This is a genomic window from Streptomyces sp. NPDC001156 (assembly GCF_053598275.1).
The window spans coordinates 17,352-31,509 of sequence record NZ_JBSFJX010000096.1 but is presented as its reverse complement, the minus strand read 5'-3'; the positions used below and the strand labels follow the sequence as shown (position 1 = coordinate 31,509).

Below are 14,158 nucleotides of genomic sequence, written 5' to 3'. Positions count from 1 at the left end.
CTGTAGATTATGCCGCTCACCTACGGCCGGGCGCTGTCGCCATGACGGCTCCCGGCCGCCACCTCGGCATAACAGCAGGGTCCGCATAAGAGGCCTTATGCCGAGATCGGCATAAGGCCTCCGACATGGTGCCCTTCAGGCCGAGGACGAGGCGGTCGTTGAAGTTGGCGGGGTGGTAGACGCCGTCGGCGTCCGCGATCAGGGTGTCGGTCAGCGCGCACAGGTCGAGCAGCTGATACCAGTCGGCGTTGTTGCGGGCCAGGCGGGAGACCTCGATGCCCAGTACGATGCCGACCTTGCCCAGGCCGACGTCGGCGACCAGCTCCTTGAAGCCGAGCCGGCCGTCGGTCCTGGCACCGGAGCGGCCCAGGTCCGCGTCGATCACCACGACCTGGTGCGCGGGCCAGCCCAGCGCGACGGCGCGTTCGCGCAGTTCGTACTGGCGGGCCAGCGACTCGGTGTGGTTGATCACCTGGGAGGGGGTGGACTGGCGCACATAGACGTACGCGTCCCTTAAGCGGTGCGAGGTCCGCACCTTGTCCACGGACAGCAGCAGGGACGCCCCCAAGATCCCGGACGGTGTCTCATCGCTCATCGTCCGCCTCCGCACCGCTGCCCTCGACCGGCCGGGCGAGGGCACCACGGGCGATGAGCCTGGCCAGCAGCACGAGAGCGTGGCCGCGGGCGGCCTCGGGAAGGTCCTGCCAGCGGCTTTCCGGCGTGGTCAAATCTCCCAGACCAAGGGAAAGTTGGCATGGGGGCGCTACTCTCATGGCACACAAGTGGGTTCGCCTCTCTCGAATCGTCGCGCGATCAGGACGAGGCGAACCTACTTGTGCTTTCGTGATCAGATGGCCACGTTGTGTGAAGTCGCCAGTTGGTGCACGAGCCGATACAGCTCCCGCAGCCCGGCCGCATTCAGCACCACATCGCCTCCGGCGGCTTCCGTCCCGGGCCCCATGACATCGGTGGCATCCGCCCGGATCGTTCCCGGCGAGCCGTCCGGCAGGTCGACCACCAACAGCAACACGCCGTTCCACCGCTTGAACGACTTCGCCGACAGCAGCTTCCCGCACAACGGGTGTGTCTCCGCGACGACCCTCACCTCACACGGCAAGACCGCACGAAGATGTTGCAGTCGATCGCCTTCACTCCCGGCATCGATAAGACCCACCTGGCCACCGGGCTCGGCATCCGGGCCTGTCAGGCCAGCCATCGAGTTGCCTTCGCTACCGCCGCCCAGTGGGTCACCCGCCTCGCTGAAGCCCACCAAGCCAGTCGTCTGAGCGATGAGCTGAGCCGGCTGGGTCGGATCCCGTTGATCGTGGTCGACGAGGTCGGCGACATCCCCTTCGAACCCGAGGTCGCGAACCTGTTCTTCCAGTTCATCTGGGGCCGCTACGAACGCGCCTCCGGAAGTGGGTCACGATTCAGGCGCCGCCGACATCGGATCCCGTGGCAGGGCAGTCAGAGATCCGAAGTGTGACGCAGCACACCTTCATCGGCCGATGACTTGAGTCGCTTTCACCGGTCATACGAGCGACAACACCGCCCCACAGATGGATGTTTCTGTGGTGCTGCCAGCAGTCCAAGAACATCGGGCACAGACAGACGGGACACTGCCGACATGACTGACACCGTCAAGGGCCCTGCCAGCTACTTCCCTTCCATCGAGAAGAAGTACGGTCGCCCGATAGCGGAGTGGAAGGACCTCATCCGCTCCTCGCCTCTGACCAAGCACATGGAGCTTGTGAACTGGCTCAAGACTGAGCACGGTCTGGGCCACGGCCACGCCAACGCACTTGTGGCACACGCCCTCGCGGAGGCGCGCGGCAAGTGAGCTGCCCACGATGGCATGACGCAGCAACTGTCCCAACGCATCCGCCTGTCAAGCAGGCCCCAAGCTGAAGCGGCAGTCTCCGGCCGTCGGAGCAATGGAAGGTCGGGGCTGCTCGCAGGCGTGCGAGCGATAGGGTCACCCGCGTGCGGTCCTGGCGGAGGCAGACCGCGAGACGGGGTGTGGGAGGCCAGGTGCCCAGATGGCGGCGGTTCGAGCGGCAAGAGGCCACGCTCGAGTACTGGGAGATCCGTCAGGAAGGGATCCGCTGCTTTCTTAGGTGGGGTTCCGACCGAACCCCGGGCAAGGCGAGCACAACGATGCTCGACGACGAGGAGCAAGCACGGCGCCACGTGGCACGCAAGATCAACGACCGCCTCCGCAAGGGCTTCACCGAGGTCGACCCGCGCTGCGACCCGGCGGAAGCCGATGCCGAGACACCGGTCCTGGACGTCATCACCAGGGCCACCCGCCCCCACGCCCCCATAGCCCAGTACCTGCCGGTCGACGATTTCGACCAGGTCTACCGCTGCGCCCACACACCCGACCATCCGAGGGGCTTCTACGAGTACTACGTACTGCGCGATCATGGGCGCAGCGCGGTCCGCTTCACGGTCCGAGCCGGCAGCCACCAGGACGGCGTCGTCGCTACGTTCCTGGAGTTCCTCTGTTCCAGGCGTGACCTGGCCTTCGACGGGCGGTCCCACCACAAGGTGCCCCTGCCGAGCTTGGTGGGATCCTTCGACCACGCGCTGTTCTGCTCGTCGGCACTGGGGCGAGGTTGCGCCGCATACCGGGCAGCGGCGCCTCGGGTGGCAACGGCCTTCCCCGTCTTCAACTGCGAGATCGGGCACGAAGACCCGGAAGTGCTGGTCGACGCCCGGATCCACGGTCACGCCGCGCTGCCCTACAGCCACTGGGGCCGATCGCCGCAGCCCGTGGTGGACCTGCGCTTCGATGTCCAGCCGTCGCCATATCGACGAACGCAGGCATTCAAGGTCTACCGGCCGGCCGACCTCAAGAAGCTGATGGACGTGCTGCCGCAGGCAGCATCGCAGAGCTGGGTGGAGGTGCGGTCCTTTCGAGGCGAAATCATGCGTCTCGATCCCGCATCCACCATGCCCCTCGCTGACGTGCTGTCCTTCCTGGCCAACTGAGGCACACAGCCCGGCCCCGGCTGCCCGGTTCCCGATGCCCACCGACGGTCGACCCAAGCCGTTGAAGGCTCCCCCGCCTGAAGGCGGGGGAGCCTTCAACTCCGCAGCACTGGACGGTGCGTTGATTACCGACAAGCGGGCGCAATCGGTGGGCGTCGTCGAACCGTGCGCCTTGCTGTCGGACGAAGAATCCATCGAGATCTTCGGAACCGCGGAGCCGGCCCAAGGAGATTGCGGACGAGAGGTCAGGCCAGGTTCCGGTCAGCTCGGGCGATGGTGGAGCAGGGTGGCCCGCAGGTCGTTCTCGGTGATCTGGTCGGCGGGGCGGTGGAGTGTCCAGCGGTGGGCCTTGCCGTCCATGGGCAGCACCTCGATGACCGTTTCCAGCGGTGGGCAGCCGAGTTCGCCACAGGTGAGTTGGCGGATCATGACGGCCGTGTCGTCGTCCAAGCCGAGCAGGATGCGCACGGCGTTCCTCAGTTCGCGGAGCTGCGGGCTGGGCCAGGCGATTCCTGGGCGCGGTTCCAGGTGCATGGGAGATCTCCTTGGTTCGGGAAGGGCGGCATGCGGCGCAGACAGCGTCGGGAAGGTCGTTGGTGCGTTCGGCGGCGAAGCCGACGTCGCGAACGATGCGGCCGGCCCGCCTCTGGACGATGCCGGTGTCCGCGGGCGGGTGTACTGCAGCCGCGGCACGGCTGGGGTGGCGGTGCCGGGACGCAGACGGTGCGCCACGCCGGCCTGTCGGTTCGCGTACGGCATCTACGCCGCTGTCCGCCTGTGGCTCGCGCAGCCTGGTAGGGGTGGTCAGGCTGAGCGAGGGGGGCGTCGGCAAGCAGCAGGGCGTGCAGTGCCTGAGCCGACACGAAGTCCTGGCAACCGGTGAGTACCGCGTGGTCGCCCTGCGCTGCCATGTCGTCCTGTAGTGGTGGCTCGTGCGGCGGTGTGTGGCTTCGCCGGTCCCGCCGCACCCGAGCCAGGATGCCGGCATCCCGGTGGATTCACGGTGGTGGTTCACTCGGATGGTGTGCGGGTGGTGGCCCGGTTCCAGATGGGGGGCCTGACGGGTGGTCGGGCGGCGCGGTGTTGTCTGGTCAGGGTCATCTGCCAGATGGCGAGGAGCAGCAGCGTGCCGGTTTCGGTGAGGAGGCTGAGGACGGCTTGTGGCGCGGGCTGCAGACCGTGCTCGGTGAATCCGAACACGCCTACGGTGCGCGAGGCGGTGAAGCCGCCGAGGGCGCCGAGCGCGACGCCTGCCGCGGCGGTCCTCAGCAGCAGGGGCGGTGTCCCGATCAGCAGCAGGGCAGCGAGGGAGAAGGAAGCGCTGGCCTGCAGCAGGAACAGGGGACCGATGATGTGGATGAAGCGGTACTCCTCGATGTAGAGCTGGGCGTGGATGTATCCGCTGGCGGCGAGGGTTGCGGCGGTCGCCGACCGCAGGGCGGGGGTGAGGAGTCTTCGGGTGTTCATGCCAGCCTCTGGTCCTTGATGGCCAGTTCGCGGTCGCCTTGGCGGTAGCCGACGCTGCGGATGCCGAGTGCCTCTTTGAGCTGCCGGGCAGGGACGACCTGCGGGGTGGGGGCGGGGGCGCGGCCCGGTTTGGGCAGGGGGTAGGCGGTGGTGGTGGCGGAGTGGAAGGTGATGTTGCCCTCTGTCTTGGTGAACAGCTGGTGGACGTGCCCATTGAGACAGGTGACAGAGGAGAAGCGGTGCAGGAGGGCGATGACCTTGAGGGCGTCGTCGGTGCTCCAGCCCCACTGCGGGTACATGGCAAACAGCGGGATGTGGCTGAAGACCACGATGGGGGTGTCCGACGACAGTCCGGCGATGTCCTTGCGAACGAAGTCGATCTGGTCGTTGCCGAGATGGCCGAGCTTCTCCAGGCTCAGGGTGTTGACCAGGGCGATGAAGTGCACGCCGTGGGTGTCGAAGCTGTACCAGCCATCGCCGAGCGTGCCCATGCCGAAGGTCCGCCGGTAAGCGCGGCCCGCGTCGCCGATGGAGTCGTGCTCGCCGGGCACGGTGAAGATGCGGTCTGTCTTCATTCCGGCCATCATTTGCTTGACCTGGTCGAACTGCCCCACCGTGGACAGGTGGGTCAGGTCGCCGCTGTGCATGACGAAGTCAGGTCTGAATCCGAGCGAGTTGACCTGGTTGATCGCTTCGGTGAATGAGCCGGCCACGTCCATGTTCGCGGGGCCCTGGAACCCGATATGGCTGTCGGAGACCTGCACGAACCGCAGCGCGCCGCTTCCCGCCGCAACGGCCCTGGCGGCGGCCCCGGTGTTGGTATCCGGGGAGTGCGCGATGTGGCTGATCACCTCTCCTCCGGCCACGGTCAGCACCACCGCGCCGCCGAACCACCCTGCATGTGTGAGGAGTTGGCGCCGACTCATGCCGTGTTCGGTATCGGGCTGACCGGTGTCGTCGGCGGGTGCTCCGTCGTGGCTGTCGTAGTAGTCGGTCATCAGGTCACCTCCACGGTGCCGGTCATGAACGGATGGATGGTGCAGAGATAGGCGTAGGTGCCGGGCTTGGTGAACGTGTAGCTGTAGGTGCCATGGGTGGTCAGGGCGGCGGAATGCAGCGGGCCGCCCGATCCGGCGCTGGTGACGGTGTGGGCGTCGGCGTCCTGATTGGTCCAGGTCACCGTCGTGCCCACTTTGACCTTCAGCGTGGCCGGGGAGAATGCGAAGTTCTTGATCGCCACGGCGTTCCCGGTCACCGGTGCGGCCGGCGCGCCGGTGCTCGAGGGATTCATGGGCATGCTCATGCTGGGCATTGGCGAGGTGCCGGGAGCGGAGCCCGCCGTGTTCCCCGGCCCCGTGGCTCCGGGCATGCCTGCCGTCTGGTGCTGACCCGGACCGGGTGTGATGGCGCCAGCTCTGGTGGACGAGGAATGCGAGGGCTGGCCGCATGAACTGAGGAGCCCCAGCGCGCCGGCGGTGGCGATGGCGGCGACGGCCAGCCCGGCCGCAGTGTGTGATCGACGGCCTGGTGTGCGAAAGTTCAGGTACATGGTGTCCGTTCCTCACTGATCAGGCGGAGACGGGGACTGCGCCGGGTGCACGCAACCGCGGGGATATGTGGTGGATGCCGGGTTCATGGGCGTGTGCACGGACCCAGCGATCGAGCATGGGTGCTGCCCCGTGCCGGTCGCTCGCGTCGACGTGCTCCGCGCTGCGCGTCCGCCCTTGCGCGCCGCGAAAGTGCAGGCCGCATGCGGCAGTTCCCGGAGCGGGGAGCCGCGAGTGACTCATCGCGAACCGGCGGTGCCCATACGGGCAGTGCGCACGCTGGGCCGGGTGAAGTTCCGCCCCGGTGGTTGCGCTGCCCTCGATCGCTGTGCGCGTAGAGCCGTCACCGTGGTGTGCGCTGGGGACGGGCCGCGGCTGGGCAGTGACGCCGACTTCGAGGCCCGGGGGTGGGGTGAGCGGGGCTGGCGCAAGGAGCGCGTGCCTCGCGTGGAGTATTTCGGTCACCTCTGATCCGTCCTTTGTCCGTGGGGTATTGATGAGGAACTGCGCGTAAGTTCGCTCTCGTCTGGCTCCACGGACGGCAGGGGTTCACGGTTCGACCTAAATGCACTTTTTATGGGAGTTCGTGGCATCGCCCCCTCCCCCGGGCGCTGGGCACGCACAGTCCTGGTGGTGTCATGAGGCCTGGCACGGAGTGCCGCCCACGGCGATCGCAGAGCGTCACCTGTACCGCGCCGTGCGTTAGAGGACAAAGCAGTACATATGCGCGATGATCGACTCATGTCCCGGAGTTCCCGAAAACGTGGTTCAAGGACCGATCTGGATCGTTCCGCGCACCGTGTCTCTGGTAAAGGGACCCTTTCGACCGCGGATGAGGAACTGCTCCGCACTCTTTACGCGGAGCACGCAGGGCCCCTGTTCCACTACGCACTGCGACTGACATCAGGAGATCGGCAATGGGCGGAGGATGTGGTGCAGGAGACACTGCTGCGAGCGTGGCAGCATCCCGCCGCGTTCGACCCCGCACGCGGCCCGGCCCGGGCATGGCTGTGTACGGTCGCCCGGCACGTGGTCATCGACGCCCACCGGGCCCGGCAGGCCAGGCCGGCCGAGGTCGTCGGCGACGTGCTGGAACGAGCCGCCGAGCAGACAACGGGCGAGGACGAGATCGAGCAGGCACTGCAGAGCTGGGCGGTGGCCGACGCCGTCCGGACGCTGTCCCCCGACCACCGCGCCGTCCTGCTGGAGACCTACTACCGGGGCCGGACCATGGCCGAGGCCGCACAGGTGCTGGGCATCCCGCTGGGCACCGTGAAGTCACGGACGTACTACGCCCTGCACGCCCTGCGGCTGGCGCTGCAGGAACGGGGAATCGAGCCATGACCGCGGCGCGCAGGAGGTGGCGACCATGAGTGCGGAGCACGACGCCCTCCGGCTGGCGCTGGGAGGATACGTCCTGGGCACACTGCCGCCGGCGGAAATGGAACAAGTGCGCGTCCACCTCGCGGAATGCGCCGAATGCCGAGCCGAACACACCCAGCTGACGGGACTGCCCGCGCTGCTGGCGACGGTGACCGAAGCCGAAGCCTCAGGCCAAACGGTACCGGCGGCCGACGGGGACCTGGCCGACCAGCTGGTGGCGCGGGCAGCCGAAAGCGCGCAAGGCACCTCGCCCGCACGGCCCGCCGTGCCTGTGGTAGCGCAGGCACCACAGGCGGGTGTGCTGGAGAGGTTGCTGCAGCAGGCCGCGGCCCGGCGCCGAAGGACCTGGCGTCTGCAACTGGCCGGCGCCGCCGCCTCCCTGACGTTCATCGCGGCAGCGGCCGGCGGCACATGGCTGGCGGCCATCGGAACCGTGGGCAGTCAGGCGACGCCGCCCGGGCCGACCGCGCCGACTGCCTGGCGCACCTTCTCCGGAAGCGACGCCACCACCGGCGTCTCCGCCTCGGTGAAGGTCTACCCCTCTGCCTGGGGCAGTGTCCTGCAGGTCTCCGCCAAGGGTGCGCCCGCCGGAATCACCTGCCGGCTGCAGGCGGTCGGGCCCGGCGGAGCCAGGACGGACGGCGCTACCTGGCGGGCGGGCGAGTACCCTCCCGGCACCACGATCCCAGGGGCGGTTGCCCTGTCCCCAGGAGCCATCGAGCACTTTGAGATCCTCGCAGGCAACGGTCAGAAGCTGGTCACCATGCGGGCGTGAGACCAGGCCAGGACGGTCGCGTCACTCGGCGCCCTCGCCGCCCAGTGACGCGACCCCAGCTCCCGGGTGTGAGCGCACCGCGGCACAAGAGGCCAAGTAAACGTCGCCACCGGGGTGCGTTTCATTCGAAGTGACCACCGTTACCACCAGCCACGATGCACCGCGTCGCAGGCGTCCTCGCGGGGCGCCAGATCCCCCGGGACGCTCTGTTGCCGCGCAGGACCGGCGTCCGTGGATGGGGCAGATACATGGTGCTCACTCACGAAGAAACGGTACCCACGCCACCGACGGGTCGGGCCGTGGACGTGACCCGAGGCGGCGACAGGCAGCGAGCCGCCTCAAGACCGGTGGACCAGACTGGAGGAGCGCGCTGAGGACTTCCAGCCGATGGCCAACGATGAGGCTCGTGCTCGTGACATCGGCTGCACAGGCACGCTCGTGATCACCATCAACGACCGATGCCACCACGCCGCATGGCTCCGGGATCGGCGAGATCGTCCGACAAGGGCACCGGCGGATGAACGCGGTGACGGCCTCGGAGGCCGCCACCGGCACCTCTATGGCCGAGGGGCTGATCGGCGCCACGTGCAGGCGGCTGGTGGTCGAAGCATCTGCCACCGACCGGGAAAAGTCACCTCCGCGGCCGAGCGGATCACGGTGAAGGCCGTCCGGGTGCACGACCGGCGGGTCGAGGGGCGGGCACAAGCGGTCATCCAGTCGATCTGGCCGCCGTGGTGTCACACATCCCCGGGGGCCGGTCAGGTGCTGCGGCCGCTTCGGCTGCACAACCTGTCATCGGGGGACTGTGACGGCACCGGGGCAGTTCTGCGGCTCGGTCGTGGGGCTCTGACCTGCTCCCGTCACGCGGCTTCCGGCAGTGGCAGGCCGGCCACCCCGCGACGGGCCCCCTCGAGTGCCGCCCGCGTACATGGAGGGGTACGGCTATCCGGGGGCGGGCGGCACGCACCTCGACCTCCACCGAGAGGAGGCCGAACCCGGCGACCTGGCCCTTCTCGCGGCGCGCCGACGGCTTCCGGGCCCTGATCACCCTCGCCCCCGGATCCGGCCCCATCCTCAACCGACTTGATGCTTGAACCCTCCCTCCGCTGAAGCAGGGGATTCCTGGCTCAGGCTGCCTGCGGGCCCAACGGACCCACGGGTCTTACACCCTCAACACCAGCCGGGTCGGAACCTGCCCGGTTCGGTACTACAAGCAAAGGAGTTGCTGTGCCAGCCTGGCTCTCGCTCAGCACGGTGTGCGCGCTTGGTTCTCGCAACGCACACCGAGCAGCTTACCCGGTCGCGTGGACGGTCTTTCGCCCTGGAGGCGAAACCCCGTTGCCTGCCCTGCTCCGCAGGAGTCCGATTCCTCCCCAGCCTGAAGGCCAGGGCATCCTCGGAGGAACCAGGTGAATGCGCCGACGGGGCATGCACTCCCTATCCGGGTGGCCGGTGGCGCCGCCCTGGTCTTTACAACGGACCGGCCGAGGTGTTCCCACTCCCGCGTGTGAGCAGAGGTATGCAGTTCACCAAACAGCCGGCGACCTCAACTTTCCTTTTCCTCCCAAGCCCGTGCAGCCCGGAGAAGAGGATCCAGGATGTCTGCACGCCGAGGGCCGCGACCGAGCCGAGATGCGTGCAGGGACGTTCGTCCGGCTCTACGGCATGAGGTTCCCGCGAGGCCGTCCGAAAGACCACGAGCGAGGAGACCCAGCTGCCCGCGCCTGGTCCGGCCGAGTAAGGAATCGCTCCGGCAGAGGCGAGTGTGTCCAGCCAGGCCACTGGCACTGACATGACTCACAAGAAGTCGAACAAAAGGGGCGAGTAACCCGAACCGTTCGGCATGCGTCGCCCGTGGAACTGAATGAGCGCGCCCATGCAGGATCCGGGCCCATCGACCGCCCCCGAAGTTGTTGGCGGTCTCCCCCGTTCCGGTCGCCGCACCTCCACAGAAGAGCCAGAAGACCATGTTTGTGACCGATTCCCCCAGCACGAGTTCACTGCTCGGCCAGCGCTGCCGCCACCAGGCGCTGCTCACCCTGCCCGCGCAGGAGGCGCACGTCTCCGCCGCTCGTCACTTCGCGGCCGATCTGCTGGAGACCTGGTGTGTGCCCGCAAGCCAGCGGGACTCCGCCGTTCTCATCGTCGACGAACTCGCCGCCAACGCCGCGCAGTACGGCCGCGAGCGCATGACCCTGCTGCTCGTCCTCGACCACGGCACTCTGCACATTGTGGTCACCGACTCCGGCACGACCGTGGAACGCCATCGCCCCGACATCGCCCCCGACGAACACGGCCGCGGCACCGGCATCGTCCAGTACCTCGCCCAGTCGACCGAGGTCCACCAGACTCGCAGCGGCCGCGAAGTCCGCGCCTGCCTCAGGTGCCCGTCATGACCGGGCAGGACGTTCCGCACGAGCTGCGACCCCCCGCCAGGGCCCGCACTGCAGCACAGCAGCGGGTCACCAGGGGCGGCTGCGGCGCCGGGTCACCCGATGACCTCGCCGAGTGGGCCTTCGGGACCCACAAGCCGTGCCCCATCGACGGCTGCCCGGGCCCGGCCCAGGTGCCCATGCGGTCCGCGGCACACCCATCCGCCCTTGATCACGGCGATCCCGACCACGACACGGTGCTGTGTCAACGCTGCGGTTCCGGCCCCTGCGTACCGGTGGAGGTGTGAGCGTGGACGTCACCCCGAACAGCGGCGAGGACATCGGCGCCCCGCACAAGGCGTACGCGAATGCACCAGCCCTGCGCCGCGAGATACACCAAGTGCTCGCTCTCGGAGCCGAACGCGACGGCCGCCAGGCCCGGCCCGTCACCGGCCCCCCGGTCGATGCGACGGCCGCCGAACGCGCCTGGCTGCTCCGCCGGGCCGCCCTCATGGACCGGATGGCCCTGGACGACCCCAGCCCCGGCCCGGTCGCAGCCGCCGCAGAAACCGCCGAACAACTCGTCTTGCACGACCGCCGCCATCCCGACCTGGTGGCCGGCCCGCACCACCCCCACGCGATCAGGCTCGCCCGCAGCCGCCGCCTCTACGTCCGCCAGGAGTACGCCGCCTGGACGGCCGCCGAGCGCCCCGGAATCTGAATCGACCCGACCCGACCCGAAGAAGGACACATGCCCCGCAAGGACATCGACACCCGGCACGCTCCCGCAGCACCCTGCCAACTCCACTCCCTCGCCTCCCACGCCCGACAGCCATACGTGAACATCGCGCCAGCCGCCGACAGGAACGGTCACACCAGGGAATGCCGATGAACGCACCGTGGCCGAACGCGACGACACATCAGCTGTTCCAGGTCCCCGAACGTGGTTGCTCCCAGGGGCAGCGGCTGGGCGTCCATCCGGCCCAAACGCCCCCGCACATTCCGCGAGCCGGGCAGCCGGCGCAAGTGGCCATGCAGGTCACAGACGGCGAACTACGCCTCGCCGTACACCCGTTGCCGGTCGAGCTCCCCGCGGCAACGGCGGCGACGGGCGACGAATTCACTTGTCAGGCCTGGCTGGACGACGCCGTGGGAACCTCCCGATGGCGCAGGCGGCGGACACCGGTGAAACTTCCGTGCCAAGTGCACCGGGAAACCTCCTCCCAGGCGCCCGCGCACGAGACCGCGGGCACACACCCCGGCCCGTCCGGCCACCTCCCGCGGATCCCCCTCTGTGACGACAAGTGCCAGCCATCCCTCGGTGTCGAGCCCCGCCGGGTCGTGGACATCGACCGCGTCCAGCAGCGTGAAGTCCCCGCCGAGTGCGGCCGGGACGCGGAAAGGGAACTCTTCGCCGCACCGGCGAACGGACAACCGGGCCGGACGCGCCCGCCCACGGCAGCGGGCCGTCGTCCGCGGCCAAAGGTGTGCGCCTCCCGCCGCGTCAACCTTCCGCAATGCCCGGTCGTGGGCGGGACGCTTCTTTGCGCAGCGGTCGAGGCTCTGCGCGCACCCGGAGAGCGATGGGGGCATGCTGGGGGCGGCAAGACACGATGCGTCGATGGCGCTCCCGCTCCCACCGCTGCCGCGGAGGAACAAGCGGCACGGATCGCCGAGGCAGGTGTGAAGGTCGACGCTTTCGAAGGGGTGGTGTGACGATGTTCCGCAATGCGCTGGAGCCCTGGCACCTGCTGATCCTGGTCGCGGTGGTGATTTTGATCTTCGGCTCGAAGAAACTACCCGACACGGCCCGGGCGCTGGGCAAGTCCATGCGGATCCTCAAGAACGAGACCAAGGCCATGAAGGACGACGGCGCCTCAAACGAGCCACGCCCCGAGCCTGAGCCTGCACCGGGACCGGGACCGGGACCGGGACCGCGGACGATCTCGGACGCTCCCCGAGACACCGCCACCGGCCGCACCGCGCCCACGGACAGCACGACCAGTCACTGAGACTGAGCCCGCTCCTGCGCGCCTCTGGCTCATCCCCGCACCAGACGCTGCCCGCAGCTTTCCCGGCCGGCTCACCTCTTGTCCTGTCGGGCCGCCCGCGTCGTTGTCTGCGGTATCGGTCGGCGTCTTGGCCGCAGCAGCGCTGTTTCCTGGCCCGAGCACAGCGCGTAACAGTCGACGATCTGAGGACCTTCGTGAGCCGCCCACCCTCGGGCCGGGCAGGGCAGATCAGCTCGCGGTAAGTGGTGGCCTAACTGGCTCCTGGACGCGCTGCCCGGCCGCAACCAGCGCGTGGCGAGCTCGCGCCCCACCGGGTGACGGAGAGGATCAAGTACAAACGCAGAGCCGGTGGTCTCCGGTCTGCCGCACGAGACGAGGACGTGGCGTGCCCCAGTCAGCCCGCAACAAGGAGAAGGATCCCGAGGGGCGGATGCCGCTCGCGGAGCACCTTCGCGAGCTCCGCAACCGGCTTGCCAAGGCCCTCCTTGCCGCCCTGATCGTCACGATCGCCGCGGCCTTCTACTACAAAGGCATCATAAACTTCTTCACCAAGCCGGTGCTGGACTCGGTCGGCTGCCCGACGTCCTTCGCCGATCTGGCCAAGCAGACCGCGCAGACCACCTGCGCACGGATCACGATCAACGGTCTGCTCGCGCCCTTCACCCTGGCGCTGAAGGTGTCCCTGATGGCTGGCGTCGTGCTGGCCTCGCCGGTATGGCTGTACCAACTGTGGGCGTTCGTTGCCCCCGGCCTGCACAAACACGAGCGGAAATACGCCTACGCGTTCGTCGGCGCGGGCGTCCCGCTGTTCTTCGGCGGCGCCTTCTTCGCCTACAAGGTGCTGCCCACGACCGCGAAGGTGTTGATCGGCTTCACCCCGCACGGGGTGGACAACCTGCTGCCGCTGGACGATTTGCTCGACCTCATCACCCGCATGGTGGTCGTCTTTGGTCTCTCCTTCGAGATGCCGCTGCTGCTGGTGATGCTGAACCTCACCGGAGTGCTGTCCGGCCGGCGGATACTCGGCTGGTGGCGCGGCATGATCGTGGGGATCACGGTCTTTTCGGCTGTGGCGACGCCGAGCACGGACCCGCTGACCATGCTGGCGCTGGCCGCGCCGATCTGGGTGCTCTATTTCGCCGCCGTCGTCTTTTCGCTTCTCAATGACCGTCGCAAGGCCCGAAGAAGGGCAGAGAGCCCCGGCGACGACGAGACCTCCGCCCTCGATTTCACACCGCAGGACATCGGCGAAGTGGAATCGGTGTCCGCCAGCCAGGCGCTGCCCGTGCAGCCGGACGCTGACGACGAGCGCGCCGACGGGCAAAACGACGTGACCTGAGGGGGCCTTGAGTAGGACACGGAGCGCGGAGGCCCCGCCGACGCTCTGCCACTCGAAAATACGATTCGATGCTGTGCGCTGCGGCGATGCCATTCGGTCAGGCAGCATGGCGGTACTCATTGATCAGGCCGCCGAGGACGGGCCGTCGTCGGATCCGGTGGGCCTGGAGGTTGGTGGCGGTGGCCGGGGCGGGCGATTCAGTGCTGTCTGGGGATAGTTGCTGCCGAGCCTGACCTCAAGCCGGGGCTTTGCAACAGAGGTCCGGCGGT

Annotated in this window: 17 protein-coding genes; 10 read left to right on the top strand and 7 right to left on the bottom strand. The window is 68.3% G+C overall.

Translation table 11 applies throughout. The features are described 5' to 3' along the window. Positions 1-16: 16 nt before the first annotated feature. From ACWDA7_RS32625 to ACWDA7_RS32615, 3 genes are all read right to left on the bottom strand, one after another. Positions 17-595 carry a recombinase family protein gene (locus tag ACWDA7_RS32625; RefSeq protein ID WP_450608873.1) on the bottom strand — a complete coding sequence of 193 codons (579 nt, stop codon included), beginning with the start codon at positions 593-595 and terminating at the stop codon, positions 17-19. Beyond that, the gene (locus ACWDA7_RS32620; RefSeq protein WP_450608871.1) at positions 585-728 is read right to left on the bottom strand and encodes a hypothetical protein; all 144 of its coding nucleotides are present in this window, start codon (positions 726-728) and stop codon (positions 585-587) included. Before ACWDA7_RS32620 ends, ACWDA7_RS32625 begins: the two co-directional genes overlap by 11 nt. Positions 729-847: 119 nt before the next feature. Then, on the bottom strand, positions 848-1,270 hold the full coding sequence (locus ACWDA7_RS32615; protein ID WP_450608882.1) for a hypothetical protein: 423 nt from the start codon (positions 1,268-1,270) through the stop codon (positions 848-850). Here ACWDA7_RS32615 and ACWDA7_RS32610 point away from each other — a divergent pair. From ACWDA7_RS32610 to ACWDA7_RS32600, 3 genes are all read left to right on the top strand, one after another. Further along, on the top strand, positions 1,160-1,486 hold the full coding sequence (locus ACWDA7_RS32610) for an ATP-binding protein (protein ID WP_450608880.1): 327 nt from the start codon (positions 1,160-1,162) through the stop codon (positions 1,484-1,486). The genes ACWDA7_RS32615 and ACWDA7_RS32610 overlap by 111 nt on opposite strands. A 141-nt stretch (positions 1,487-1,627) precedes the next feature. After that, on the top strand, positions 1,628-1,840 hold the full coding sequence (locus ACWDA7_RS32605; protein WP_450608869.1) for a DUF4287 domain-containing protein: 213 nt from the start codon (positions 1,628-1,630) through the stop codon (positions 1,838-1,840). Between the two features lie 143 nt (positions 1,841-1,983). After that, positions 1,984-2,994 (top strand): WGR domain-containing protein, encoded by a 1,011-nt coding sequence (locus tag ACWDA7_RS32600; RefSeq protein WP_450608867.1) that lies wholly within the window; start codon positions 1,984-1,986, stop codon positions 2,992-2,994. A gap of 261 nt (positions 2,995-3,255) precedes the next feature. On the opposite strand, the gene ACWDA7_RS32595 is transcribed toward ACWDA7_RS32600, so the two are convergent. Continuing rightward, complete coding sequence (locus ACWDA7_RS32595; RefSeq protein ID WP_450608865.1) at positions 3,256-3,528, bottom strand: hypothetical protein; 273 nt, start codon at positions 3,526-3,528, stop codon at positions 3,256-3,258. A 266-nt stretch (positions 3,529-3,794) separates the two neighbouring features. Between ACWDA7_RS32595 and ACWDA7_RS32590 the strand changes: the two genes are divergently transcribed. Next, complete coding sequence (locus ACWDA7_RS32590; RefSeq protein ID WP_450608863.1) at positions 3,795-3,917, top strand: hypothetical protein; 123 nt, start codon at positions 3,795-3,797, stop codon at positions 3,915-3,917. 88 nt (positions 3,918-4,005) lie between these two features. Here the strand turns inward: ACWDA7_RS32590 and ACWDA7_RS32585 are convergent, their stop codons facing one another. Genes ACWDA7_RS32585 through ACWDA7_RS32575 form a run of 3 tightly spaced genes read right to left on the bottom strand, consistent with a single transcriptional unit; the run spans position 4,006 to position 5,764 of the window. Beyond that, positions 4,006-4,461, bottom strand: a complete 456-nt coding sequence (locus tag ACWDA7_RS32585) for a hypothetical protein (protein ID WP_450608861.1) — start codon at positions 4,459-4,461, stop codon at positions 4,006-4,008. After that, positions 4,458-5,459: a metallophosphoesterase family protein gene (locus ACWDA7_RS32580; protein ID WP_450608859.1), complete on the bottom strand. Its 1,002-nt coding sequence runs from the start codon at positions 5,457-5,459 to the stop codon at positions 4,458-4,460. Before ACWDA7_RS32580 ends, ACWDA7_RS32585 begins: the two co-directional genes overlap by 4 nt. Further along, positions 5,459-5,764, bottom strand: coding sequence for a cupredoxin domain-containing protein (locus ACWDA7_RS32575; protein ID WP_450608857.1), 306 nt, complete (start codon positions 5,762-5,764; stop codon positions 5,459-5,461). The genes ACWDA7_RS32580 and ACWDA7_RS32575 overlap by 1 nt, the downstream gene beginning before the upstream one ends. Positions 5,765-6,749: 985 nt before the next feature. Between ACWDA7_RS32575 and ACWDA7_RS32570 the strand changes: the two genes are divergently transcribed. The 6 genes from ACWDA7_RS32570 (at position 6,750) to tatC (ending at position 13,889) form a co-directional block, all read left to right on the top strand. Beyond that, the gene (locus ACWDA7_RS32570; protein WP_450608855.1) at positions 6,750-7,352 is read left to right on the top strand and encodes a sigma-70 family RNA polymerase sigma factor; all 603 of its coding nucleotides are present in this window, start codon (positions 6,750-6,752) and stop codon (positions 7,350-7,352) included. 25 nt (positions 7,353-7,377) lie between these two features. Further along, positions 7,378-8,166 carry a zf-HC2 domain-containing protein gene (locus ACWDA7_RS32565; RefSeq protein WP_450608853.1) on the top strand — a complete coding sequence of 263 codons (789 nt, stop codon included), beginning with the start codon at positions 7,378-7,380 and terminating at the stop codon, positions 8,164-8,166. Positions 8,167-10,139: 1,973 nt separating this feature from the next. Next, the gene (locus ACWDA7_RS32560) at positions 10,140-10,562 is read left to right on the top strand and encodes an ATP-binding protein (RefSeq protein ID WP_450608851.1); all 423 of its coding nucleotides are present in this window, start codon (positions 10,140-10,142) and stop codon (positions 10,560-10,562) included. 286 nt (positions 10,563-10,848) lie between these two features. Then, positions 10,849-11,259, top strand: coding sequence for a hypothetical protein (locus tag ACWDA7_RS32555; RefSeq protein WP_450608849.1), 411 nt, complete (start codon positions 10,849-10,851; stop codon positions 11,257-11,259). 997 nt (positions 11,260-12,256) lie between these two features. Continuing rightward, complete coding sequence (gene tatA / locus ACWDA7_RS32550) at positions 12,257-12,550, top strand: Sec-independent protein translocase subunit TatA (RefSeq protein WP_450608847.1); 294 nt, start codon at positions 12,257-12,259, stop codon at positions 12,548-12,550. A gap of 385 nt (positions 12,551-12,935) precedes the next feature. Then, positions 12,936-13,889, top strand: coding sequence for a twin-arginine translocase subunit TatC (gene tatC / locus ACWDA7_RS32545; RefSeq protein WP_450608845.1), 954 nt, complete (start codon positions 12,936-12,938; stop codon positions 13,887-13,889). Positions 13,890-14,158 lie beyond the last annotated feature (269 nt).

Coding starts and splice junctions, on each gene's coding strand:
- ACWDA7_RS32625 (WP_450608873.1), bottom strand. CDS start 595: ATGAGCGATGAGACACCGTCCGGGATCTTGGGGGCGTCCCTGCTGCTG.
- ACWDA7_RS32605 (WP_450608869.1), top strand. CDS start 1,628: ATGACTGACACCGTCAAGGGCCCTGCCAGCTACTTCCCTTCCATCGAG.
- ACWDA7_RS32595 (WP_450608865.1), bottom strand. CDS start 3,528: ATGCACCTGGAACCGCGCCCAGGAATCGCCTGGCCCAGCCCGCAGCTC.
- ACWDA7_RS32585 (WP_450608861.1), bottom strand. CDS start 4,461: ATGAACACCCGAAGACTCCTCACCCCCGCCCTGCGGTCGGCGACCGCC.
- ACWDA7_RS32580 (WP_450608859.1), bottom strand. CDS start 5,459: ATGACCGACTACTACGACAGCCACGACGGAGCACCCGCCGACGACACC.
- ACWDA7_RS32575 (WP_450608857.1), bottom strand. CDS start 5,764: ATGAGCATGCCCATGAATCCCTCGAGCACCGGCGCGCCGGCCGCACCG.
- ACWDA7_RS32570 (WP_450608855.1), top strand. CDS start 6,750: ATGTCCCGGAGTTCCCGAAAACGTGGTTCAAGGACCGATCTGGATCGT.
- ACWDA7_RS32565 (WP_450608853.1), top strand. CDS start 7,378: ATGAGTGCGGAGCACGACGCCCTCCGGCTGGCGCTGGGAGGATACGTC.
- tatA (WP_450608847.1), top strand. CDS start 12,257: ATGTTCCGCAATGCGCTGGAGCCCTGGCACCTGCTGATCCTGGTCGCG.